The following is a 22954-nucleotide window of genomic DNA, read 5'->3' as shown; positions in this document are numbered from 1 at the left end:
CGGTAGTCGTCACGCTTGCGGCCGGGCCGCGGGGTGGTCGTCGAGGGGGATGCCCAGTTGGTCGGCGAGGGTGGTGAGGGTGGTTCCGAGCGGGAGCATGATGCGGGTGAGTGCGTGCCGGTCGCCCCGGGTCGGATCCCGGTTGATGATCAGTACCGGCGTGTCGGCCTTCGCTGCCTGGCGGACGAACCGGAGTCCGGACATCACCGTCAGAGAGGACCCCAGGACCAGTAGCGAGGCCGCTTCATGGACCAGCGCGCGACAGTGATCGACTCGCCGCGGCGGCACGGTCTCGCCGAAGAAGACCACGTCCGGTTTGAGGATGCCGCCGCAGAGTGTGCAAGGCAGCACACGGAAGTCGCCGACCTGGTCGTCGGTGAGGTCGGCGTCACCGTCCGGGTTGATCGCGGCGGCCGCGGGCTCGAAACCTGGATTGGCGGCCTCCAGTCGGCGGGCGAGTTCGCGGCGCGGGCTGACGGCGCCGCACGAAAGGCAGACGACCCGGTCCAGGCTTCCGTGGAGTTCGACGACGTCCCCACTGCCCGCGACCTGGTGCAAGCCGTCCACGTTCTGGGTGATCACGCCCGCGAGCAGTCCGTGCCGGCCGAACGCGGCCACGGCCCGGTGACCGGCGTTGGGGCGGGCACGGCCGAAGGTGCGCCAGCCGAGGTGGCTGCGGGCCCAGTACCGGCGCCGGGCCTTGGCGCCCGCGGTGAAGTCCTGGTACGTCATCGGGGTGTGCCGACTCAGGCTCCCGCCCTCACCCCGATAGTCGGGGATGCCCGACTCCGTGGAGATGCCGGCCCCGCTGAGCACCAGCACACCGCCGGCGCGCAGCGCATCGGCGACCGGCGCCAGATCCGTGGTGCCCGCAGGTAGGTCCTCGGTGGGCGTCCAGCTCAGTGTGGGGCGCGTGCGCATGCCGCCAGGGTACGGAACCGGCTGCCCTGACCGCCGCACGCATCTTCAACCGCATCCGCTCGGCACGCTGATCCTGAACACGCGGACTGGCTCCGTCCCTCGCAGGGTAGGACCAGTCTGCGCTGTTCTGATCCGTCCCCTGGACAGCCCATCTCGTCAATGCGCGCCGTCAAGCCCAGGAGATGTCCATGCAGAAGTTGCGACTTCGAGCCCTCTTGCTCACGCTGCTCGCCATGACGGTCAGCGGCGTGGTGCTCGCCCCGACGGCATCGGCTGCCGAGCCGTGCGGCGCCGGATGGCTGTGCCTTTACAAGGGCCGCAACTTCACCGACATCGCCTACATGACTCAGCGGCACGGCTATTGCCGGAACCTCCTCGACTTCGGGATCAGCAGCGTCGGGTCCTACCGCAACAACCAGTCCGTCTACGTCGACTTCTTCGATGCGAGCCAGGACGACAAGGTGTGGAGCATCCGGCCCGGTGGCAGCAGCTCCGACGCCACCTCGTTCCAGGACGAGCGTTACGTCTGCACCCGCTGAGGCGGTGTGCAGCGGATCGTCAGCCAGCAGCGCTCTCCCATGCGGCTCTCCCTGTGCGGCTACAGGCGTGCATCCCCCCCACGGATCAAGTCGAGGAGATGGGCACAGGCTCCCTCAAGGAATCCGATCAGGTACACCGCGAGAACCCATCTCGCCCACAGGGGCTGCCCGCTCCACCGCTCCCGCAGCTCAAATCCCACGGGGTCTCCCTGAGCGAGACGGCGAACGCCAATCGGCCAACTGCGCCGCGCGCAGTGGCCGATTGGGGGTGGGGCGCCTGGTCAAGGTTCGAGCGACGTGCCGCTGACGGTGTCGTCGCCGCACCGCATCACAGTGTCGCGGTCGTCTGCTCCCCGGACGCGCTGCCGGCCAGCCACTGGTCCCAGCCGAGGTTGAAGTCGGCGTAGCCGTTGTCGGCCGGGGCCTTGGCGCGGGAAGAGCCGGTGATGGTGACGGGATCGCCCTGCTTGACCTGGCCGTAGAACCACTTGGCGTCCGACATCGACAGGTGGACGCAGCCGTGCGAGCCGCGGGCGCTGCCGCTGCCCGGGTTGGGGTCGCCCGTCGAGTAGTGGACATACGTGCCGGACTGGGTCAGGTGGACGTCCCACGGCAGTGTCAGGTCGTAGTAGTTGGGGCTGCCCTTGTCGCAGCTGATGCCAACGCTGCAGGAGGTCATGTGGACCTTCTCCTGCTTGTCGATGACGGCCATGGTGCCGTTCCACGTCGGGTACTCGGGGCTGCCCGCATTGATCGACAGGGTGCGCACCGGCCTGCCGTTCCGGGTCACCTTCATGGTGTGGCCGGTCACCGAGACGTCCGCGCGCACGTCGTCGCCGACCGTGAAGCTGTGCGTGTAGCCGTGCACGCCGTAGCGTCCGTTGCCGTTGCTGACGCCCTTGAGGTCGGCGTCGATCTTCACCTTCGTGTTGGCCGGCCAGTACGTCTTGGGCCGCCAGTCGGCACGCCTGTCGCCCATCCAGTGCCAGGCGCCGGCCACCGGCTGCGAGGCGCTCACCTTCATGTGCTTCTCGACCGTGGCCCGTGCCTTCGCCGCCACCGGGTTCGTGAAGATCACCGAGATCGGCATGGCCACGCCGACCGTGTTCCCCGTCTGCGGAGTGATCGTGTCCAGCAGCATCGGCGGGCCCGCGGGCTTCGTCGGCTTGGGCGAGGCACTCGTACTCGCCGTTCCCGACGCTTTTGCGTCGCCCCCACTCGCCTTGTCACTGTCACCCCCGCCGCAGGCACTCGCGCCCACCAGCACCGCGACCGTGACGAATGCGATCCCTATGCCGCCCCTGCGCCGTCCCACGACTTGCCCCACTCTCTCGTGCCCCGGCCCTGACGGGCCCCACTCTCTGTCAGATGGTGACGGCATGGGCCGCAGTTGCGTGCGGCACGTAGATCTTTAGTGATCCACGTCACTCAAGCCTCCTGACCTTGTGCTGCGGGAGCCTTCGGATGGTCCAGCCGCTCAGGAGCGCCGGGACTGGCTGTCCGACCTCTGCTACTTGAGGCTCCTGTCTACCGGCCGCCCGGAGTCCCACGACAATTCGGCTGCCCATCACGAACCTCGGCTAACCGCTGCGTAGGGATTCGTAGGGAATCGACCGCGAGGTCGTCCGCTCCGTCCTTCGGCGATTCACGGAGTCGAGGGCTTTCAGCAGGCGAATCTGTGCTGGGCAGTCACAAGCGGGCGCTTCGCCGGGGCGCCGGCGCGGGTGGTCAGAGCGGCTGGAGCCGGGTGTGCAGGAGGCAGAATTCGTTGCCTTCCGGGTCCGCCAGGACGTGCCAACTCTCGGTGCCGGTCTGGCCGACGTCAGCGGGTCTGGCGCCGAGGGCGAGCAGCCGCTCCAGCTCGGCGTCCTGGTCGCGGTCGGTGGCGCTGACGTCGATGTGCAGCCGGAGCTTCCCGGGCCGCGGGTCGCTGCTGGGGCTGAGGACGAGGGTGGGCTGGGGGCCGCCGAAGCCGACGTCGGGCGGCCCGATCTCGATGCTTCCGTCGCCCTCCCGGCCGAGTTCGACGTAGCCGAGGACCTTGCTCCAGAATTCGGCGAGCCGGTCGGGGTCGGCGCAGTCGATGACCAGTTCACTGATGCGGCATGCCATTCCGTCAGTGTAGGGAGACGACCCGAGAGTCCAACGCCGACATGTTCTGGAGGACAGGCCCGGATACGGGGGCAGTCTCTGCTGAGAAGGCGACAAAGGTGGGCCACCTTGGGGGTGACCCACCTCTGGACGCCGGTTCATGAGGTGGCGTCAACTACCGGGTTGTCAGTGGCGGTGTCCGCCGTGGTGGCCTCGGCCCCAGGAGGTGTCGTCGATGAAGCGGCCGTGGTCGTTGCGCAGGGTCGCGGTGTCGGAGTGGTGGTCCCACACGTCCGTGCGCCGGTCCTGGTAGACGTCGGTGGTGTTGTTGTGGCCGACGCCGGTGTGCACGCGGACGGTGGACCGGCCCTCCAGGCGGTAGTGGTGGGACGTGTACGTGCGGCCGTCCTTGTTCGAGAGGGTCCAGCCGTCCAGGTTCACCGTCCGACGGGTGCTGTTGGTGAGCTCCAACCACTCCTTGTTCAGTGAACGGTTGGAGCGGTCGTTCCGGCCCGGGGAGTCGTACTGCACGCCGCTGATGAACACCGCAGCGTGCGGGCGGCCGGCCGGTGGTCGGCCGCCCTGGCCGGCAGCGTGCAACGTCCCGAACGGGCTCATGGGCAACCCGCGACGACCATGCCCACCGACCTCCTTGCGCCGATCGGCGTAGCAACGGCGCGCCTTGGGTGTGGAGGCGGGCGCCGGTGGAGGATCGGTGGGGCGGCTGCCTCAGGACGGGCCGCCCGGCACCGCATCGCCCCATCGCGTGAATGAGGTCCGGCCATGAAACCGTTGGACGAGCTCACCAGCCTGAAATGCCTTCCGTCTCTCCGGCGCACTGCGTGCGGCCTCCCGTATGTGCGGCGCACCGCCTGCGGAAGGCTCGGTCACACCGGGGGATGGAACCGGAACCGCTCCCTGTCCGCGCAGCGGGTGTTCGACCGGCTTGATGGCACTCTCAGCGTCACGTCGGTCACGCCGGTCGCGTCGGTCGCGTCGTGAGTGCCGCTGCGCGCGGAGATGCGGCGGGCGATGGCCGTTACGGCGAAGCCGTCTTCCCTCCGCAACAGGCGGGCGAGGGGGAGCGCATCGACTTCGGCGCCCTCGCCTACGACGACATCACCATGGCGCGGTTGCGGACACTCGGGGTCGGCCCGGGTTGGTGCTGCCTCGACGTGGGGGCCGGGACCGGCACGGTCGCCCGCCGGCTGCTGGATGAGGCCGAGGTGACGAGCGTGCTCGCCGTGGACCGCGATGTCCGTTTCCTCGCCGAGCGGGCCGTGCCCGGGCTGGACGTGGCTGAGGCCGACATCACTGCACCGGGCTTCGTCACGGGCCGCCGGTTCCGGCTCGTCCACGCACGGTTCGTGCTGATGCACCTGCCCGAGCGCGAACGGCTGATCACGGCACTGGCCGAACTTGTCGCGCCCGGTGGTGTGTTGGTGCTCAGCGACGCGGTCGACCTGACGAGCGACCGGACACCGAGCACGCCGTACACCACGGTGATGCGGTCGATGTGGCGGGGGCTGCGCGCCACCATCGGCACCGATGTCTCCTGGGTACCGTCGTACCCGCACCTGCTGCGTGGGGCGGGACTCGGGCCCGTTGCCGCCGAAGTCCATGTGCCGCCGCTGATGCCGGGCAGCCCCATCAGCCGTTTCTGGGCGGACACATGGGAGCGAAGCAGAGGGGCGATGGTTGCCACCGGCCTGGTCGACGACGCAGCCGTCGACTCGGCTCTCCGGTACCTCGATTCCGACGAGTGCGCCGCACTGTCAGCCGGAATGCTCACCGCATGGGGCTGGAAACCCGAGGAGACGGCGAGCTGAGGTCAGGCCAGGTCCCGGCGCGCGAAAAGCACTCGCGAACCCGTGATCGTCAAGGTGCGGAACGGGCGCTTGTGGAGGGCTCCGCGATGGTCGCCGTTCCGAGCCGAACAGGATGCTGGATACTCGCCGGATGGATGGATCAAGGGCTTCGTGGATCAACACCACGCACGACTGGGCCGGCGCCGTGGACCTGGGCCATCTCGCCCGGATCCGCCGAGGGCCAGCGGAGTTTGCTCCCGGTGGTCCAGGGCACCTCGTCCTTGAAGTCGTTGCCTATGCGGCCGACGAGGCATCGAGTCGGGCGGGTGGACGCTGCGCGATCACTCTGCACCGCGACGGCTCTGTGTCCGTGGTCGACAACGGACGAGGCACCGACACTCGCGTCGATGACCACGGCCGGATCGTGAAGAAGCCGGTGATGGCATCGAAGGACCTGCGGTTCTTCGACTCGCCGGACGCCGAGCGACTTCCGGACGGGCATCCACGTCGAGGCATGTCCGTCGTAGCGGGACTCTGTGAATGGCTGATTCACACCAACCGCCGTGACAACGGGGCTTGGACGCAGCGCTACCAGCATGGTGTTCCGGTGACTGGCCTGGAGCCTGTCCGAGGCGATGGCACCACCGGGACGCTCGTCCGTTTCCTGCCGGTTGCGTCGCTCAACTCGCAAGCGCCGTTGACCGTCGGCGATCTGACACGGTGGACCGCGCACTGGCCGGACCTGGAGGTTCGCGTCGACGACCGACGCGACAGCGTTGGGATCAGCTGATCCAGTGAGTCTCGTGGGCCACGCTGTCACTGCGTCCCGTGGGGGCGGGAACCGGTTTTGGCCTTGGCATCGAGGTGGACGTCCGCGCCGGTCGCCGTCCTGAGGTCCGCGGTGAGGGCGCGCAACCAGACCTCCAGGTCGACCAGGAGGGACAGCGCCTCGGGTGGCATCGGCGCTGCGAGGTGCGACGGCAGCGCGGGGAGGGGGATGTGGGCGCCTTCCGTCGGGAAGTCCGCGGCCCGATCGGTCGCCGCCGCGACGTCACCGGCGGCCTCATGGGCCCATCGCAGAGCGGCCGCAGGGATGTCCGCCGTGCCGCTTGAGGGCGGCAGCCAGTAGGCGCCGACCAGCGCTCGGGAGCCGTAGTTGAGGGCGGCGAGCCAGTCGGGTCCGTCTTCGGCCGCCCGGGGAGCGGGTTCCGCACGGTACTGCGCGTACGCGGCCTGCGCGATGCGCAGCCGATGCAGGGTCAGTTGCAGTGCTTGAGCGGTGACGTCCTGACGCGGTGTCGGGCTCGTCATCGCGTCGGCGGTGGCCCGTACGAGGGGGGCGGCGGCCCGGAACAGCGCCCCCACGCTGCGCCGGATCTCGGAGTGTGCCCCGGACGGCCAGGCCAGCAGTCCACACATCAGCCCGACCGCACTCCCGGTCAGGACATCGACGAGGCGGGCCTCGGCGAGCTGCCATGTCACGGGCGCGATCTGTGCGAACGCCGTGGAGACGACCAGCGTGAAGAGTCCCTGCGCCCAGGCCGGCCCGCCGACGGGCCCCACGGAAAAGGCCACCAGCATCGTCGGCGCCAGCAGGTATTCGTACACCTCGATGGCGTCACCAGCCCCGACGAGGAGAAGCCCGGCGGCCAGAGCACCGGCCAGTGTCCCGGCGGCAGCCGAGCGAACGGCGGACCAGGTGGCGCCGGCGGTCGTGCGGCACAGGGTGAGCACGCTCAGCAGAACCCAGAAGCCGTGGGACAGGTCGAGGGACCCCGCCACCAAGCGGGCGAGTGCGAGGCCGAGCGCCGTACGGACGGCGTTCTGGAAGACGACGGAGCGAGGGGTGAGGTTTCCTGTCGCCCGGACGATCCACAGCCGGGCTGTCGACTTCTCGGCATACCAGAACTGTTCGTGGGGCAGTCCGGGCACCGAGTGGCGGACACCGCTCGCCAGGGCGACGGCCGTGCGAACGGTCACGGCCGACACCGCGACGGTCAGTACGGTCGACTGCCGCCGCAGCAGCCCGTGCAGGCCGCTCACGCGCGCGTTCGGAGTGCTGCCGCGCGTGGCCAGGAACTGGGCGGTCATTTCCTCCATCAGTTCAGGGCCGGCGGTGGCGCGCTGTCCGCGCACGATCTGCGCTGTGCCGGCGCACGTGGCTGCGATACCGCGGAGCAGGGTTTCCGACGGCATGTCCGCGGGCGCGGCGGGGAGTTCGGCGAGAGCGGCGAGTTGGTCCAGCAGGCGGCGGGTGGCCGAACCGGCTTGGGCCAGTGCACGGTCCGGCCTGCCCGCTCCGGTAGGTCTGCCACCTGCGGGCTGCCGCGACAGGCGCAGGTCGCGGCCGGTCGTTCGGAGTCGCTCGACGAAGCCGTGATCCGGAACCTGGACGGCCCGGACCAGGCAGGTCGCGGCCCGTGCCGCGAGGTCGAGGGCGTCCGCGATCCGTGCGCGGTACGACGGCTGCGCCGGTTGCGGGAGCAACGTCTCACACACGATCAGCAGCGCCACACCGACGGCGAGCCCGGCCAACCTCTCCGGCAGGGTGGCGGGCGCGTACGGCGGGAAGCAGACAAGGATGTAGAAGAGCTGCAGTCCGGGAACGATGCCCGCGAGCCGTGGTGCACACGCCGCGCCGTAGGTCAGGGCGACCCCCACGAGCAGAACGCCTGCCGCGGCCGACCACGTCGACACGGCGAGGAGCGTACCGAGGAGGACCAGTGCGGCAGCGGCAGGGACAGCCCGCAGCAGGGTGCCGGCGCGCCGTCGGCCGGAACCCGGCAGCGGCGACATGACGCCGAACGCGATGGGAGCGAACAGGGCGTAGACAGCGAGAACGGGTCGTTCCAGCAGGTGCGCCGCGGGATAGAAACCGGCGAGCGAGGCAACCGTGACGCGTACGGCGTTGCCGCCCGCACCGACAGACTCGGTCAGCGACGGCAGCTTCGGCATGCGTTGCTCTCCAAGGACCCGACCGGAGCGCGTCCCGCCACTGCGGGGTCGCACATGGCGACACATCATGCCTGGACAGGGCCTCCGAGGCCGTCCATCGCACGCGTGCTCCCCAGGGAACCGCCCGACCGGCCCACCCGCGTCGATCGACACGTGGCAGCGGTGAACGAGCCCGGCGGACGAGCCCGGCGGGCGATTCAGCCGTCGGAGCAGGCCTTGGCGACGGCGTAGGTGTCCTCGTAGAGGTGGTAGCGGGTGATCCGCCCGTCCCGGACTGTGGTGTGGAGGGCGAACGCGGTGTCGATGTCCCGGCCCGTCTTCCTGACCTCGGAGACCATGCGCCCGATGAGCACCACGTCGGCGCCGTCGACGATGACGTGCCGGAGGTCGAACTCCTTGGGCTGCACGTGGGTCCGCAGCAGCTCGAAGAATGTCCGCATGCCCTCCGCCGAGTCGACCTCCGGTACCCACGGAATGCCCGGCGGGTGCGGAATCGAGAACGACACCGAGTCCGCGAACAGCGCCGCCTCCGCTGTTTTCCCCTCGGCGAGCAGCGGGAACAGGCGTTGCACGGTTTGCGCCGGCGACTCTGCTGTCATGTCCGTCGATATTACAAGGGCTGACGGAATGTATCCGGCCTATCGCCCGGCCGAGACCGCGCGCCCGTCACCACAACCTTGCCGTCTCGGCGGATGCTCAGTCGAGACAGAACTCGTTGCCCTCGATGTCCTGCATCGCGATGCAGGACTCATTGACGCCATCGGCACGCAGCAGTCGCTCGCGGACCGCACCGAGCGCGACCAGTCGCGTGCACTCGGCCTCGAGTGTGGCGAGGCGCTCTTCGCCCACGAGCCCGGTGCCGACCCGCACGTCAAGGTGGACCCGATTCTTGACGACCTTGCCTTCGGGGACGCGCTGGAAGTACATGCGCGGGCCGACACCCGAGGGGTCCATGCAGACAAACCCCGCATCCTGACGCTCGGGCGGCAGCGAGCGATTGTAATCGTCCCAAGTGGCAAACCCCTCCGGTGGCGGCGGCACGACGTACCCCAACACCTCGCACCAGAAGCGAGCGACGCGTTCGGGTTGTGCGCAGTCGAAGGTGACTTGGAACTGCTTGATCGATGACATCGGCGCACCATAGCAGGGGGCTCTGTTGCTCATATCCCGCTGTGGATATGCGAGTTGCCGGTAGGACGAGCTCCGGGAGGACCGGGGCTTCGACTTCGGCCGGCACCGCTCCACGGGGCGTGACCGCAGGCATGATGTAGTCCATGACTCACACTCCCCGCCGCATGTACGAGCTCTTGGAGCCGATCTGCTTGGTCACCTACATGGCCGACGAGTGCAACGAGGAGCTGGCCGCGCTCGGCCACCGCACCTACTGGGACGGCTACTTCGCCAGCCGCGCCGCGCCGCTGGGGCGGGTGCCGGCGCAGGTCGTGCACGCGGCCTTCTACAGCTTCGCCGACGGGGAGGCCGCGCGGCACATCCCGAGCGCCTGGGAGACGATCCCGCCCGAGGCGTCCGTCGCGGCGCGGGAGCGGGGCAGTGCGGCCTCCCTACGGCGGATCCTCGGCGAGAAGCTGGCCGATTCCCCGGGCCTGGTGCGTGCGGCCGACCTGACCACCAAAGCCGCGACGAACGCGTCCACGGAAGGTCGGGTGATGTACGCCGGGATGCGCACCCTTCCGGTGCCGAGCGACCCGGTCGCCCGGTTGTGGCATTCCGCGACCATGCTGCGCGAGCACCGCGGTGACGGGCACGTCGCCGCTCTCGTCGGTGCGCGCATCGGCGGAACGGAGGCCCACGTGCTGTCCGCGCTGGAGCAGGGCATTCACCCGCCGGAGTCGTTCGGGCGCGTCCATCACCTGCCGAAGGAGCGGCTGGCCGCGGTCATGGGCGGTCTGCGCGAGCGCGGGCTCGTCGACACCGATGGCAGGTTCACCGACGCGGGCCGCGAGACCAAGCAACGCATCGAAGCCCTTACCGACGAGCTCGCCGCCCCGCCGTACGACGCCCTGTCTCCCGCCGAGCTGGACGAGCTGGTCGCCGAGCTCGAACCCATCACCGCGACGCTCGTGGCCGCGGGGTCGCAGTGACGAGCGGCGACTGACGGGACGAGGAGTCCGCCGTCCGTACGGCGGGTTCTCGTCCGGGCGTTCGTGCCCGAGGTGCTCGACCCGACGGTCGACTTCCTGGCCGCATACGGCGAGGCCGAGCGCACCGCGGAAATCGGGCCGGAGTCGGTGCGTCGGGCCAGTGCCCTCGGGCCCTCGGGCTCGAATCGCGGTGCCGACTAATGTGTCGCGGACGTCCGGCGCCGCTCCTTATGATGATCGGATGCTGACGTTCACCGACGTCATCCTTGACTGCCCTGACCCCTGGAAGCTGGCCGAGTTCTACGCCGAGCTGCTGGGCTGGGAGATCAACACCGGTATCAGCACCAAGGATTGGGTCAACCTGCGCAATGACGGCGTCGAGCTGTCGTTTCAGCGGGTGGAGAACTACAAGCGGCCCAGCTGGCCGGGCCAGGAGCATCCGCAGCAGTTCCACCTCGACTTCGAAGTGGACGAGTTCGAACCCGAGCATCGCCGCGTGACCAAGCTGGGCGCCACCCTCCAGAAGAGCTTCGTCGGCGAGTCCGGCTACGGCTGGCAGGTCTACGTCGACCCGGCCGGGCACCCGTTCTGCCTGTGCCGCAACCCTCCCCGGTCCTGACCGCGCACGACGAACAACCGTCCCGGTGACGAGGCGTTTCGTTACTGCTTGTCCCGCGCGGCCAACCGTTTGGTGATCGCGGTCTTGACGGTCTTGTGCAACTCGTCCGACGTGAAGCCGAGGTCGCGCAGGATCTGGGCGGCGGGGCTCTCCTCTGTACGGATCAGGCCCAGCAGCGAGTGTTCCGTGCCGACCCAGTCGTGGCCCAGCTCGGCCGACGCGCGGAGTGCCTGCTCGATGGCCTTCTTGCTCTCCGGTCGGAACGCGATGTGACCCCGCGGCGCTTTCTGCCCGGCCGGCGGCAGCGCTTCCTCGATCGCGTCGCGGACGCGTTGCTCCGACTCGGTTTTCGCCGTCAGTACCTCGTACGCCAGGCCCTGCGGTTCGCCGAGCAGGCCGAGCAGGATGTGTTCGGTGCCGATGAAGTCGTGCTTGTGGGTTCGGGCGGCCTCCTGCGCGAGCACGATGCTGTGCCGGTTCAGGTTGGTGTACCGCTCGAACGGGGCGGGCGCATGCCGTTGCTGGGCGGCCTGTTTGGACACTCCGATGGCGTCGCCGATCTCGCTCCACGACGCACCGGCCTCCTTGGCCTTGCCGACGTAGTGGCCGACGAGCTGGTCACCGAGGTCGGACAGGGTCTGGGCCCGTAGGTGTGCCTCGCTGATGCGAGCCAGGTTGTTGGCGTCGGGGAGCTCCTCGTCGAGACGGGCGATCAGGTCATTGAGGCTGATGTTGAGTGGGCTCATGCGTCAATCTTAGATTGACGATCCGCGGCCGTCAATCTGTAATTGACGCATGGTGTTCTCCCCGGAAGCCTCGGCACGCGGCCACTCGCCTCGGCGGCAATTGCCGCGCTGCAGTGGTGCGTTGGCGCGTTGGTGCTGTGGTGATACGTCAGTCGAGTGCCCCGGCCTGTTCGGGGCGCTCGTCGTCTTCCGCGTGGGCGGTGCCGTATCGCGCGAGGACGTCTTTGTCGCCGTAGTGGCGCAGTAGCCACCAGCCGTAGGCGGCATGGAAGAGGTATACGCCACCTGTAACTCGTCCGGGGCGGCGCCGGGGGAGTGGATCTGGAAGAAGTCGTCGAGCCCGTGGACGGCCACCATGGGTCAGACGGAGCCGATCGCGAGGCGCAGGCAGGCGCAGGTGAAGCCGAACAGTCCGGCGGAGAGCATCTGCCACAGGGTGTCGTCCAACGGGGCGCCGAAGAACAGGTAGTTCTGCAGGTGCCCGGCACCGAAGAGGACGCCGACGCCGATCGCCGTGCGCAGCGGGCCGAGGGGGGTGAGGGCCCGCTGCACGAGGCCGCGGCTGTGGACCTCCTCATTGAGGCCGACTCACAGCAAAGACACCAGAGAGCTGACGACCGCGGTCGTGTTGCCGTCCAGCCCAGCGAGGGCGTACGAGCCGGTGATGAGCAGCATGGGCAGGGCCAGACTCCAGCGGCGGCGAAGGCCCAGGGTGGTGGCGTCCGGGAACCACGACGGCGCCAGGGGAGGCAGGATCACCCCGCTCATCAGCGACAGGTCCCGACCGGGCAGCCCGTACGCCGGTTGCGCCTGACGGCCTTCACGGGGCCGGGGCCGGAGCCTGCCTCGAATGACAAAGCGCCCGGGTCCGCCGTGTGACGGACCCGGGCGCGAGGCTCTGCTTGTAGCTACCGGCGACGCAGTGGGTGCGAGCTTGCCGCCGGCGGCCATTACCTCATCGTGTCTCCCGGGCATCCTGGGTGTCCCGCGTCTCCCGCGCGTACGGTGCGACGGTGATCCGGTCGATCAGTGGTGCGAAGCGGGAGCGGAGCAGCACGCCGGGGAAGGTGTCCGAGGCGTAGGTGGTGCCGTCGAAGTTCGGCAGTTCCTCGGAGCGGAAGGTGATCGTGTTCGAGCCCTTCTTGAGGCGGACGGGGACGGTCAGCTCCCAGAAGTTGTTCTGGTGGAAGGTGTGGGGGAAGCTGACCCGCTGCGTCTCGCCGCCACCCACAGCGATGTCGGCGTGGCGGGCGAGTGGGTCCGGGTTGTAGTGGGTGGCTTCGGACTGTTCGGGGTTGGAGTAGCGGATGCGCAGCGCGTACAGGCCGGCCGTGTCCGCGGCGACCGTGAACGTCGCCGTGTTGCCGTTGCCCGGGTCACCGCCGATCCCGGTGATGGCTGTGCCGTCGGTGGCCAGGGACAGCGGGGTCAGCGTGGCCGAGCCCGCGAGCTTGGCATCCTGCGCCTCGTAGACACGCCCCTTGAGCGTGCCGTCGGTGGGCGTGACCGTCAGACGATCGACAAGGGTTGCGGCCGAACCACGAGCCGAACCACCGGTCACCGTCACCTTGTTGACACCGCCCGAGAGGGAGACGGCCACCTTGTGCCGGCCCTTGGTCACGTGCAGGACGTCGTGACCGTTGACGGACAACCGAGCGTCCGCGCCGCCGAGGGTGTCGACTTGGAGGGTGGCCTCCCGGTCGGCGGGGGAGTAGACCCAGAACGTGGCCGTCTGGTTCCTTGCGAGCCGGACCGCGCCCGAGCCGGTGGCGGGGGTTGCGGTGCCCTTCGGCAGGTCGTAGACGGGCCGTGCGCCACCACCCGTCCAGGCCAGTTCACCCTCGTAGACCTCGGTGGCCGCCGACGCCTTCGGCAAGGACAGGGTGAGGCGGTCGACGATGGCGTCGCCCTTGGTGGCGCTCTTGCCGTCCAGGCTCTTCGCGGCGAGCGTCAGGGTGTGCTTCCCCTTGGTGAGGTGGACCTTGGTGTCGGTGTGGTCCCACACCACCCACTTGTAGCCGAGCGGCAGGTACAGCTCCTGCTCGCTGTCAGCCTTGCCGTCCACCCGCAGGAAGACGTTGGTGGGCCCCTGTTCCTTGACCTTGTCGAAGGTGTTGAGGGAGTTGGCGAAGGTGCTCAGGTCGTAGGTTCCGTCCTCGGGGACGTCCACGCCGAAGTCGAGCGTGACGTCCGAACCGGTGCGCAGACCGCCCACGTCGTAGCCGCCGGAGGTGTAGAACTTCGACACGTCGCCGGTCGAGCCCTCCGGGCCGTTCTTGGTGTAGCCGGACCCGGTGTGGGCGGCGTCCTCCGCCTCGTACGAAGCCTGCCAGCGCACGGGCGGGGACTGCGTGGCCCTGGCCTTCCCGGCCGGGCTGAGGACGATCTCGTACGCCGAGGATTCCTTCAGCTTCGGCAGCCCGCCGTCGCCGAAGTCGACGACGACCTGGCCGTCGTCACCGACCTTCAGGTTCGTCTCCGTCAGCAGCTTCGGGCCGGAGTTGTCGCCGACCTGCCCGCTCCAGTCGATCTCGCGCACCCAGGCGTGCACGCGGTCGCCGAAGACCTTCCTGGGGACGCCTGCGAAAGTGATGTGTCCCTTGCCGGTGGAACCACCGAAGACAAGCCGGGCCTGCTTCTTCTTCGCGTCGAGCGTGGCCACACCCTGCATGGTGTAGTTCTCGCCCGGGAACGGCGGCGTCACGTTGACCGTGTGGCCGCTCATCGAGGCGTACGAGTGCAGAAGCCACCACTGGCCGTTGCCGCGGTTGGACTGCACGGCGGAGTCGGAGAGGTTGCCGTCGATGTTCCAGTACGCGATGTCGGCGTCCACCTTGGACTCCTCGATCGCCGACACCCACTGGATCATCTGGCCCGGGACGGAGGTGTGGTAGTTGAAGGCGTACTCGTTGATGTTGACGGGGAGTTGGGTGCCCTCGCGGTCGGTTCCCTTGAACAACTCCTTCTCCCACACCCGGTACCTGGCGACGCTCTCACGCACCGCTTCCGGATGGCTCAGCTCGTGCCAGGTGATCACGTCCGGGAGGGTGCCGGCGGCCAGGGTGTGGGTGAGGAAGCCCTTCACCTGGTCGTACAGGACGCTGGTGTTGGGGCCCGCGATGCGGGCGTGCGGCATTCTGCCCTTGATGAGCTTGTACGCCTCGTCCCAGGCGGCGAAGTAGTCGTCGGGGTCGTTGAGCCAACTGACCTTGTTGTAGCTCCACTGGCCGGTGCCGAACATGTTGCCCTCGGGCTCGTTGAACGGCACGAAGACGACGTTGTCCTGGTACTGCTTCGGCAGCCGCAGAACCTGGTCGACCTGCTTGGCGAGCTTCTCCTCGTAGAGCTTGAGCTTCTGCGCGGGGGTGTCGCCCGGCCACTCGTACGGGAAGCCGCGGTGGATGTCGGTCATGTAGATGTACACGTCACCGTCGGTGGAGTCGGCCAGAGGCTTCACCACGTCCAGCGCGTCGGCACCGGGATGCTGCGGGCCGTCCTGGGCCTTGGTGGAAACGGTGCGCAGGCCCATGCCCTCGATGAGGTTGTTGGTCGGGACGCCGGGCCCGTACACGCCGTAGAGCGTGCCCGAGGCGCCGCCGTGGAACGCGCCGGTGTCGGAACCGAGGTCGACGGTCAGCTGCCCCTCGCGCACCACGGTGACGGTCGCCTTCACCGCGCGTCCGGCCGCGGTTCCGGCCACCGTGAACGTCCCCGGCCTAGCGTACTTCTCAGGCGGTACGTCGTCCCAGGTGACCGGTGTGTCGCGGTCGTAGCCGTCGGAGAACGAGGCGCGGACCGCCGCGGGGAGCGACGGTGCGGTACCGGCGGTCGTACGGACCTCGAAGGACGTCCGCGAGAGTTGTTGGAGGGTGGGGAGGTTCCCGACCGTGCCGGCCACCTGTTCGGGGCTGAGCGCCGAGTGCCAGACCTTGAAGTCGTCGATCGCGCCCTTGAGCAGAGGGTCCTGGTAGAAGGACTTGCCGATGTAGCCGGCGGCCGTGGCCGAACCGTCCAGCAGATCCTTCGCCTTGACGGTCGTCGCGGCGGAGGAGACCGCCACGCCGTCGAGATAGGTGGTGACCCGGTGAGCGGAGGTGTCGAGGGTGACGGTGACGGTCCGCCAACCGTCGGCGGGCAGGGGCGCGTAGCCCAGGACCTGTGCCTCCGCGCCGCCTCCGCCGGTGGTCACCGCGGTACGCAGCACACTGCCGTTGGAGGGCGTGGTGAACAGGTACCTGGTGGTGTCGGTGCCCAGGTCGAAGATCCGTTGCCAGGACGACTTGTCGTCGCTCCACTTCACGCGGGCCGAGACCGTCAAGTCGGTTGCCGCGTTGAGTACTTCGCGGGGGAGACGGACATAGGCCCCGTCGGAGGTGGGCGCTCCGCCCGGCAGGGCGAGCGCCCGGCCGCCGTCGGTGCCGGTGACGGACTGGGCGGTCGAGCCGTTCACCAGGGTCGCCGTCAGGCCGTTGCCGGAACTGTCGGTGATCTTGCCGGAGGTGAGGTCGTCCTGGTCGAAGGTGTAGTGGGCGGCGGGCTGGGGCGTATCGGCTGCCTGCGCGGGGACGGCGGGCGCGGCCAGCAGGCCCCCGCCCAGAGCCAGCGCCACGGCGGCCGGGACCCGGCGCCGGGCGGATCTGTCAGCGGATGGCATGGATTGCGTCCTCAATCCTTGATGTCGATGTGCATCGAACCGGTTCGATGACGTGCGGCACGAGGGAACGGAGAACGTCTGATGTGTGGGGGTGGTGGGCCCTGCGCGCCTTGGGGAAGGTCGGATCGGGGCCTTGGCTGTCGGAGGGATCTACGTCATCGAACCGGTTCGGGGAAGCTAGCATCGGGGGCCTTCAGCCAGCAATCCCTTGAGCATAAGGTTTTTGCGGCCGCATTACGGGTCGGAAAATTCCGGCCGAGGGTGTTGACAGGTGCCGGGGCAGTTCCTACCTTCACTTCACGCGAACCGGTTCGACACACGGTCCGCGTTTCTCGTCCCACCCCACGCCCTCACGACCGCGGGCGCCTCCTCCACCGAGGAGTCGAACCGGTTCGAGCAAGGAGTCGCCGTGAACATCGGTGAGATCGCCCGGCGAGCCGGTGTCTCGCGGAGCACCGTGTCCTATGCGCTGAGCGGCAAGCGCCCTGTCTCGGACGACACGCGCCGGAAGATCCAGGAGGTCATCGACGAGCTGGGCTACCGCCCGAACGCCAGCGCTCGCGCCCTGGCCAACGGCCGGACCAGCACCATCGGCCTCGTGTTCCCGCCCGCCGGCAACCACTACACCGGGATGCAGCTGGACTTCATCGGCAGCGTGGTCGAGGCCGCAGCGGCCCACGACTACGACGTGCTGCTCTCGCCGAGCGGTGTGGACAGGGACCGCTCCTTCCAGCGGCTGCTGGGGGAGCGGCGGGTCGACGGCGCCATCCTCATGGAGATCAGGCTGGAGGACGACCGGGTCGATCACCTGGCCGCCCTGGGCTTCCCCTCCGTCGCCATCGGCCGCACCGCCCACCCCGAGCGCGGCTGGTGGGTGGGCCTGGACCACACCGCGCTGGCGGCGGCGTGCGTCCACCACCTGGCGGACCTCGGCCACCGCCGGGTCGCCTTCGTCAACCGTCCCGAGCAGCTGCTGCGGGCCGGATACGAGTCCGCGCAGCGCGGCCTCGATGGCTTCACCAAAGCCGCCGCCGAACGCGGGCTGACCGGACGGACCTACTGCTGCGGGGACGACGCCGCCTCGGGCCAGGCATGCCTGGAACGGATCCTGCACGACGACCCCGCCACCACCGCCCTGGTCACCCTGAACGAGGCAGCCCTGGGCGGCCTCTACCGGGGGCTCGCCCAGGCCGGCCGCCATGTGCCGCGCGACTTCTCCGTCACGGGCGTCGTGGCCGGCCGCTGGGCGGAGACGGTGACCCCGCAGCTCACCGCCGCGGACGTGCCGGCGGAGGAGATGGGCCGGAACGCCGTCGACCTGCTGGTGGAGCGGCTCGACCATCCCGACGCGCCGCCCCGGCACCATCTCCTCACGCCGCCTATCTCGCTACGCGCAAGCACCGGGCCCGTCGGAGCCGGTACGGCGTCCTGACCTCACCGGCACAACCCTCCCGACACCTTCCCGACCTCACATAGATCTCCTCACTCACCGGATGCTCGAACCGCTCGACAACGCCGTTCGCCGCGCCCGTCCCTCCCGTCACCCCGTGCCCTCGGCACCCCCTGCCCTCGGCACCCGCATGCCCTGAACAAAGGAACTCCTGCCATGAACAGCTCCTCCAGACAGCGCCGTCTGACCGCCGCGGCCCTGACCGCCCTGGCCGTCGCCGTCAGTGCCACCGCCTGCTCCTCCGGCTCGGGCAGCACCGACACCAAGGGCGCCGGCAGCGGCACGTACACCGTCTGGGACCCCTACCCGCAGTTCGACAAGACCTCGCCCTGGGCGAAGCTGCTCGACCAGTGCGGCACCAAGGCCGGAGTGAAGATCAAGCGGACCGCCTTCGACACCAGCGACCTGGGCAACAAGTCGCTGCTGGCGGCACAGCAGGGCAACTCGCCGGACGTCCTCATCGTCGACAACCCGGTGGTGTCGACCCTGGCCGAGGCGGGCGTGCTCACCACGACCGACGACAGCAAGCTGGACACCTCGAAGATCGACCCCAACCTGCTCGCGGCCGGCCAGTCGGGCGGCAAGACGTACGGCATGCCGATCGGCGCCAACACCCTGGCCCTCTACTACAACAAGAAGGTGCTGAAGGCCGCCGGGGTGGACGTCTCCTCGGTCAAGGACTGGAAGTCGCTGACGGCGGCGCTGGCGAAGGTCAAGAGCGCCGGCAAGAAGGGCATCACCTTCTCGGCGATCGGCACCGAGGAAGGCAGCTTCCAGTTCCTGCCCTGGTTCTGGGGATCGGGCGCCAAGCTGACCGAACTCGACTCCTCCCAGGCGGTGTCCGCGCTGTCCCTGTGGAAGGACTGGCTGAAGCAGGGCTACGCCCCGAACTCGGTGCTCAACAACACCCAGACCACCAGCTGGCAGGAGTTCGCCGGCGGCGACTACGCGTTCAGCGAGAACGGCACCTGGCAGCTCGCCAACGCCAAGAAGGCCGGCCTCGACTACGGGGTGCTGCCCATCCCGACGGCCACGGGCGGCAACGCCGCGGCTCCTACCGGCGGCGAGTTCGTGACCCTCCCGGTCCAGAAGGACACCGGCCGCTACGGCACCTCCGAGAAGCTGGTGACCTGCCTGACCAGCACCGACAACCTCAACAACACCGACACCGCCCTGTCCTACGTTGCTCCCACAAGCGAGGTCCAGGACAAGCAGGTGGCGGCGAACGCCGAGCTGAAGCCGTGGGTGGAGGCGGTCAAGGCGGCCAAGGGCCGCACCAGTGACGACCTGGGCATCAAGTACCCCAAGATCTCCGAGCAGATGTGGAAGGCCGTCCAGTCCGCCCTCAGCGGATCCAAGTCGCCCAAGGACGCGCTCACTTCGGCGCAGGCCGCGGCCAAGTGACGAGAGCCCGATGAAGCAGACGACACATCCGACGGACCGCCGGTCCACGGGCGTCCGGAACGGGGCGGCCACCGCCGCCCCGCCCCCGGGCCGCCGCAGGAAGCGCCGCCGAGCCGCCTCCACCCAGTGGGCGGCCTGGGGATTCCTCGCCCCGGTGACCCTCTACCTGGCCCTCTTCTACGCCTATCCGCTCTACCGCAACATCGACCTGAGCCTGCGGAACTACACCGTCCGCTCGTTCGTCCAGGGCGACGCGCCGTTCACGGGCCTCGCGAACTACCGCACCGTCTTCGACAACCCGACCTTCGCCCCGGCCCTGCTGCACACCGCGGTCTTCACCGCCGTCTGTCTGGTCTTCCAGTACGCCATCGGGCTGGCCCTCGCGGTCTTCTTCCACCAGCACTTCCGGCTGTCGGCCACCCTGCGCGCCCTGTTCCTGGTGCCCTGGCTGCTGCCGCTGATCGTCTCCGCCTCCACCTGGTCGTGGATGCTCAACAGCGACTCAGGAATCGTCAACGCCGTCCTGCACGCCGTCGGCATCGGGCCGGTGAACTGGCTGACCTCGCCGTCCTGGTCGCTGACCTCGGTGATCATCGCGAACATCTGGATCGGCGTCCCCTTCAACCTGGTCGTCCTCTACAGCGGCCTGCAGTCCATCCCGGCCGGCCTGTACGAGGCCGCCGCCCTGGACGGCGCGGGTCCCTGGCGCCGCTTCTGGAGCATCACCTTCCCGCTGCTGCGCCCGGTGTCGGCGATCACCCTGCTCCTTGGGCTGGTCTACACGCTCAAGGTCTTCGACATCATCTGGATCATGACCAAGGGTGGCCCGGCGGACTCGTCCACGACCTTCGCCACCTGGTCCTACCAGCTCGGTTTCGGCAACCTCCTGCCCGCGTTCGGCCCCGGCGCGGCCGTGGGCAACCTGCTCGTCGTCGCCGCACTGGTCTTCGGCCTGATCTACGTCCGGGTGCAGAGAAAGCAGGCCCTGTCATGAGCCGAAGCCGCAAGAGCACATGGGGCAAGACCACGATCGGCGTAGCACTCACCGCGGTCATGCTCTTCCCGGTCTACTGGATGCTCAACGTGTCCCTCACCCGCGACCAGGACATGCGCAAGAGCCCACCGGACCTGCTGCCGCTGCACGGCACCCTGGCCGGCTACCGCACCGTCCTCGGCGAGCAGCTGCCCTACCTCGGCACCAGCCTCGTCATCGCCCTGGGCACCGTCGTACTGACCGTCGTCCTGTCCGCCCCCGCCGGATACGCGCTCGCCAAGCTGCGCCCGCGTGGCGGCGGCATCCTGAGCTTCGTGCTGCTGGCCGCCCAGATGATCCCGGGCATCATCATGGCGATGGGCTTCTACGCCATCTACCTCCAGCTGGGCCTGCTCCAGTCCGTGCCTGGCCTGATCGTCGCCGACTCCACCCTGGCCGTCCCCTTCGCGGTGCTGATCTTCACCGCGTTCATGTCCGGCATCCCCGGCGAACTGCTCCAGGCCGCGCAGATGGACGGAGCCGGCATCCTGCGCACCTTCTGGTCCATCGTCCTGCCGACGAGCCGCAACGCCGTCGTCACGGTGTCGCTGTTCGCGTTCCTGTGGTCCTGGTCCGACTTCGTCTTCGCCAGCACCCTGGTCAACGGCGGCGCGCACGAGCCGATCACCCTCGGCATCTACCACTACATCGGCAACAACAACCAGCAGTGGAACGCCATCATGGCCACCGCCGTCGTGGCCTCGCTGCCCGCCGCGGTGATCCTCGTCCTCGCCCAGCGCTACGTCGCCGCCGGTGTGACCGCCGGCGCGGTCAAGGACTGAGTCCCCCAACTCCGCCCGGCGGCTGAAGCGTCCGTGCGCCAGCCGACCGTTGCCTCCTGCTCCAGAAACGAGTCACGCCCCATGACCGCCGCCTCGTCCGGCCCGGCCTTCTCCGTCCACGACATACCGTTCAGCACCTACGGATCCTGGTTCGACATCTCGCCCGTGGTGGCGGAAAAGACGTACGCCGACGACCTCCACCTCGTCTCGCACCAGAACGGCATGCACGCCGTCCTGCGCCTGATCCCCGTGGACCCGGCCACCGGAGACCGGGCCGCCACCCGTGTGGAGGCGACACCCGGCCGGCTCAGCTGGATCGGTGAGAGCGGGCGCACAGACCTCGCCTACGACTCGCCCGACACCGTGCGCCTGCGGGGGAGCGGCCTGGGTATCGGCGTGTTCGCCGCCGCGCACACCCTGACCCCGTTCAGCGGAACGTACTTCTTCCACGATCCGGCGGCGGACGCCCACGTGTTCACGTCGTACGAGACCGGACGCCGTTACCGCGTCACCGTGCTGTCCGGCACCATCGCCGACACGGCCGGAGCCCAGCTCCTGGGCAGCGGCGAACGCGGTCTCACCGTGACCGCGCGGGCGGACGGAGCCTGGGAGATAGCGATCGAGGAACTCGAAACCTCCCGCCCGCCCTACGTGTCCGCAGCGACGTTCGACGACGTCGTGGAGTCCGCTCGGGGTGCGTTCGCGGACTTCGTCGACGCGGTGGCCCCTTGGCGCTCGTCCGCCACGCCGGCCGCCGAACTCGCCGCCTACGTCGTCTGGTCGGCGACCGTACGGCCGACGGGCCTGGTCACCCGGCCCGCCGTACTGATGTCCAAGCACTGGATGGACAAGGTCTGGAGCTGGGACCACTGCTTCAACGCCCTTGCCCTGGCCCCCGGTTGCCCCGAACTCGCCCTGGACCAGTACCACCTGCCCTTCGACCACCAGGACGACAGCGGCGCCCTGCCCGACTCGGTCACCCACTCCGAGGTCCTCCACAACTTCGTCAAACCCCCCATCCACGGCTGGGCCTTCGGCCACCTGCGCCGCCGCCTGCCGACCCCTCCCAGCGAGGCCGAACTGGCCGAGACGTACGACCGGTTGGAGCGCTGGACCGACTTCTGGCTCTCCGTACGAAGAGCCCCCGACGCCCAGCTGCCCCATTACCAGCACGGCAACGACAGCGGCTGGGACAACGCCACCACCTTCGACCCCGAGCGAGTGGTCGTCACCGCCGACCTCGCCGCCTTCCTCGTCCTCCAACTGCACGAACTCGCCGCCCTGGCTGAGGAGTTGGGCAAGCCGGACGAGGCGCACCGGTGGACGGCGACAGCCGAGGAGACCCAGACGGCGCTGCTCGACCAGCTCTGGACCGGCGACAGGTTCGTCGCCCGGTCGGTCGCCACCGGGGACACCTGGAGCAGCGCCAGCCTCCTCGACCTGATGCCCGTCGTCCTGGGCGAGCACCTGCCCGGCGAGGTCAGCAGCGCGCTGGCCGACCACATCAAGGCCCACCTGACGCCATACGGCCTCGCCACCGAACTGACCACCTCACCGCACTACCTCGCCGACGGCTACTGGCGCGGCCCGATATGGGCACCCTCCACCGTCCTCGTCGAGGACGGCCTGCGCCGCGCCGGCCACCAGCGCCTCGCGGACGACATCAGCGCCCGCTTCCGGGCCCTGTGCGAGACCAACGGCTTCGCCGAGAACTTCGACGCCCTCACCGGAACGGGCCTGCGCGACCGCGCCTACACCTGGACCGCCAGCAGCTACCTCCTCCTCGCCGAAGCACACGCCCACCGAGAGAGCCGCTGACCGGCCGCCTCCCCCAAACCCCGGGGCCGTCA

General features: G+C 69.2%; 21 protein-coding genes. 10 read left to right on the top strand and 11 right to left on the bottom strand.

Going from position 1 to position 22954, the window contains the following annotated elements:
- Positions 1-9 precede the first annotated feature (9 nt).
- Positions 10-921 carry an NAD-dependent protein deacetylase gene (locus tag OG870_RS02765; RefSeq protein ID WP_327690580.1) on the bottom strand — a complete coding sequence of 304 codons (912 nt, stop codon included), beginning with the start codon at positions 919-921 and terminating at the stop codon, positions 10-12.
- A 188-nt stretch (positions 922-1109) separates the two neighbouring features.
- Between OG870_RS02765 and OG870_RS02760 the strand changes: the two genes are divergently transcribed.
- Complete coding sequence (locus OG870_RS02760; RefSeq protein WP_266524619.1) at positions 1110-1460, top strand: hypothetical protein; 351 nt, start codon at positions 1110-1112, stop codon at positions 1458-1460.
- A 328-nt stretch (positions 1461-1788) separates the two neighbouring features.
- Here OG870_RS02760 and OG870_RS02755 read toward each other — a convergent pair whose 3' ends face one another.
- From OG870_RS02755 to OG870_RS02745, 3 genes are all read right to left on the bottom strand, one after another.
- The gene (locus OG870_RS02755; RefSeq protein ID WP_266524621.1) at positions 1789-2775 is read right to left on the bottom strand and encodes a L,D-transpeptidase; all 987 of its coding nucleotides are present in this window, start codon (positions 2773-2775) and stop codon (positions 1789-1791) included.
- A gap of 413 nt (positions 2776-3188) precedes the next feature.
- A complete protein-coding gene (locus tag OG870_RS02750; protein WP_266593804.1) occupies positions 3189-3572 on the bottom strand; it encodes a VOC family protein in 384 nt (127 codons plus the stop codon).
- Between the two features lie 165 nt (positions 3573-3737).
- Positions 3738-4169: a lamin tail domain-containing protein gene (locus OG870_RS02745; protein ID WP_405626425.1), complete on the bottom strand. Its 432-nt coding sequence runs from the start codon at positions 4167-4169 to the stop codon at positions 3738-3740.
- 380 nt (positions 4170-4549) lie between these two features.
- Here OG870_RS02745 and OG870_RS02740 point away from each other — a divergent pair, with 380 nt between their 5' ends.
- Both OG870_RS02740 and OG870_RS02735 read left to right on the top strand, forming a co-directional pair.
- Entirely contained in the window at positions 4550-5380 is an 831-nt protein-coding gene (locus OG870_RS02740) for a class I SAM-dependent methyltransferase (RefSeq protein ID WP_266845366.1), read from the top strand.
- Positions 5381-5510: 130 nt separating this feature from the next.
- A complete protein-coding gene (locus OG870_RS02735; RefSeq protein ID WP_266524627.1) occupies positions 5511-6149 on the top strand; it encodes an ATP-binding protein in 639 nt (212 codons plus the stop codon).
- Positions 6150-6175: 26 nt separating this feature from the next.
- Here the strand turns inward: OG870_RS02735 and OG870_RS02730 are convergent, their stop codons facing one another.
- The 3 genes from OG870_RS02730 to OG870_RS02720 form a co-directional block, all read right to left on the bottom strand.
- Positions 6176-8314, bottom strand: a complete 2139-nt coding sequence (locus OG870_RS02730; RefSeq protein WP_327690579.1) for an FUSC family protein — start codon at positions 8312-8314, stop codon at positions 6176-6178.
- 197 nt (positions 8315-8511) lie between these two features.
- A complete protein-coding gene (locus tag OG870_RS02725) occupies positions 8512-8913 on the bottom strand; it encodes a nuclear transport factor 2 family protein (protein WP_327690578.1) in 402 nt (133 codons plus the stop codon).
- A 97-nt stretch (positions 8914-9010) separates the two neighbouring features.
- A complete protein-coding gene (locus OG870_RS02720) occupies positions 9011-9445 on the bottom strand; it encodes a VOC family protein (RefSeq protein ID WP_266524633.1) in 435 nt (144 codons plus the stop codon).
- A gap of 143 nt (positions 9446-9588) precedes the next feature.
- Here OG870_RS02720 and OG870_RS02715 point away from each other — a divergent pair, with 143 nt between their 5' ends.
- Together OG870_RS02715 and OG870_RS02710 are read left to right on the top strand one after the other, a co-directional pair.
- The gene (locus OG870_RS02715) at positions 9589-10416 is read left to right on the top strand and encodes an SCO6745 family protein (protein ID WP_266593809.1); all 828 of its coding nucleotides are present in this window, start codon (positions 9589-9591) and stop codon (positions 10414-10416) included.
- 241 nt (positions 10417-10657) lie between these two features.
- On the top strand, positions 10658-11035 hold the full coding sequence (locus OG870_RS02710) for a VOC family protein (RefSeq protein WP_266524637.1): 378 nt from the start codon (positions 10658-10660) through the stop codon (positions 11033-11035).
- Positions 11036-11076: 41 nt separating this feature from the next.
- Here OG870_RS02710 and OG870_RS02705 read toward each other — a convergent pair whose 3' ends face one another.
- The 4 genes from OG870_RS02705 to OG870_RS02690 form a co-directional block, all read right to left on the bottom strand.
- On the bottom strand, positions 11077-11781 hold the full coding sequence (locus OG870_RS02705; RefSeq protein WP_266524639.1) for a Clp protease N-terminal domain-containing protein: 705 nt from the start codon (positions 11779-11781) through the stop codon (positions 11077-11079).
- A gap of 360 nt (positions 11782-12141) precedes the next feature.
- The gene (locus tag OG870_RS02700) at positions 12142-12333 is read right to left on the bottom strand and encodes a hypothetical protein (protein WP_327690577.1); all 192 of its coding nucleotides are present in this window, start codon (positions 12331-12333) and stop codon (positions 12142-12144) included.
- 36 nt (positions 12334-12369) lie between these two features.
- Positions 12370-12549, bottom strand: coding sequence for a hypothetical protein (locus tag OG870_RS02695; RefSeq protein WP_266845358.1), 180 nt, complete (start codon positions 12547-12549; stop codon positions 12370-12372).
- A gap of 187 nt (positions 12550-12736) precedes the next feature.
- Complete coding sequence (locus OG870_RS02690; protein ID WP_327690576.1) at positions 12737-16435, bottom strand: LamG-like jellyroll fold domain-containing protein; 3699 nt, start codon at positions 16433-16435, stop codon at positions 12737-12739.
- Positions 16436-16844: 409 nt separating this feature from the next.
- On the opposite strand from OG870_RS02690, the gene OG870_RS02685 reads away from it, so the two are divergent.
- The 5 genes from OG870_RS02685 to OG870_RS02665 all read left to right on the top strand — a co-directional run bounded on the left by OG870_RS02685 (position 16845) and on the right by OG870_RS02665 (position 22922).
- Entirely contained in the window at positions 16845-17867 is a 1023-nt protein-coding gene (locus tag OG870_RS02685) for a LacI family DNA-binding transcriptional regulator (RefSeq protein ID WP_327690575.1), read from the top strand.
- 174 nt (positions 17868-18041) lie between these two features.
- On the top strand, positions 18042-19289 hold the full coding sequence (locus tag OG870_RS02680) for a sugar ABC transporter substrate-binding protein (RefSeq protein ID WP_327690574.1): 1248 nt from the start codon (positions 18042-18044) through the stop codon (positions 19287-19289).
- Between the two features lie 10 nt (positions 19290-19299).
- A complete protein-coding gene (locus tag OG870_RS02675) occupies positions 19300-20283 on the top strand; it encodes a carbohydrate ABC transporter permease (protein WP_327690573.1) in 984 nt (327 codons plus the stop codon).
- Positions 20280-21104 (top strand): carbohydrate ABC transporter permease, encoded by an 825-nt coding sequence (locus OG870_RS02670; RefSeq protein ID WP_327690572.1) that lies wholly within the window; start codon positions 20280-20282, stop codon positions 21102-21104. Before OG870_RS02675 ends, OG870_RS02670 begins: the two co-directional genes overlap by 4 nt.
- A gap of 81 nt (positions 21105-21185) precedes the next feature.
- The gene (locus OG870_RS02665) at positions 21186-22922 is read left to right on the top strand and encodes an amylo-alpha-1,6-glucosidase (RefSeq protein ID WP_266845348.1); all 1737 of its coding nucleotides are present in this window, start codon (positions 21186-21188) and stop codon (positions 22920-22922) included.
- Positions 22923-22954: the final 32 nt, after the last annotated feature.

The organism is Streptomyces sp. NBC_00461, from assembly GCF_036013935.1.
GTDB lineage: Bacteria > Actinomycetota > Actinomycetes > Streptomycetales > Streptomycetaceae > Streptomyces.
Note: the sequence above shows the minus strand (reverse complement) of the source record. Positions and strands in the feature narration are given on the sequence as shown.

Bases quoted from the DNA above. Each gene is read 5' to 3' on its own strand.
- OG870_RS02765 (WP_327690580.1), bottom strand. From the start codon at position 921: ATGCGCACGCGCCCCACACTGAGCTGGACGCCCACCGAGGACCTACCT.
- OG870_RS02760 (WP_266524619.1), top strand. From the start codon at position 1,110: ATGCAGAAGTTGCGACTTCGAGCCCTCTTGCTCACGCTGCTCGCCATG.
- OG870_RS02750 (WP_266593804.1), bottom strand. From the start codon at position 3,572: ATGGCATGCCGCATCAGTGAACTGGTCATCGACTGCGCCGACCCCGAC.
- OG870_RS02745 (WP_405626425.1), bottom strand. From the start codon at position 4,169: ATGAGCCCGTTCGGGACGTTGCACGCTGCCGGCCAGGGCGGCCGACCA.
- OG870_RS02735 (WP_266524627.1), top strand. From the start codon at position 5,511: ATGGATGGATCAAGGGCTTCGTGGATCAACACCACGCACGACTGGGCC.
- OG870_RS02730 (WP_327690579.1), bottom strand. From the start codon at position 8,314: ATGCCGAAGCTGCCGTCGCTGACCGAGTCTGTCGGTGCGGGCGGCAAC.
- OG870_RS02725 (WP_327690578.1), bottom strand. From the start codon at position 8,913: ATGACAGCAGAGTCGCCGGCGCAAACCGTGCAACGCCTGTTCCCGCTG.
- OG870_RS02720 (WP_266524633.1), bottom strand. From the start codon at position 9,445: ATGTCATCGATCAAGCAGTTCCAAGTCACCTTCGACTGCGCACAACCC.
- OG870_RS02715 (WP_266593809.1), top strand. From the start codon at position 9,589: ATGACTCACACTCCCCGCCGCATGTACGAGCTCTTGGAGCCGATCTGC.
- OG870_RS02710 (WP_266524637.1), top strand. From the start codon at position 10,658: ATGCTGACGTTCACCGACGTCATCCTTGACTGCCCTGACCCCTGGAAG.
- OG870_RS02705 (WP_266524639.1), bottom strand. From the start codon at position 11,781: ATGAGCCCACTCAACATCAGCCTCAATGACCTGATCGCCCGTCTCGAC.
- OG870_RS02695 (WP_266845358.1), bottom strand. From the start codon at position 12,549: ATGAGCGGGGTGATCCTGCCTCCCCTGGCGCCGTCGTGGTTCCCGGAC.
- OG870_RS02690 (WP_327690576.1), bottom strand. From the start codon at position 16,435: ATGCCATCCGCTGACAGATCCGCCCGGCGCCGGGTCCCGGCCGCCGTG.
- OG870_RS02680 (WP_327690574.1), top strand. From the start codon at position 18,042: ATGAACAGCTCCTCCAGACAGCGCCGTCTGACCGCCGCGGCCCTGACC.
- OG870_RS02675 (WP_327690573.1), top strand. From the start codon at position 19,300: ATGAAGCAGACGACACATCCGACGGACCGCCGGTCCACGGGCGTCCGG.
- OG870_RS02670 (WP_327690572.1), top strand. From the start codon at position 20,280: ATGAGCCGAAGCCGCAAGAGCACATGGGGCAAGACCACGATCGGCGTA.
- OG870_RS02665 (WP_266845348.1), top strand. From the start codon at position 21,186: ATGACCGCCGCCTCGTCCGGCCCGGCCTTCTCCGTCCACGACATACCG.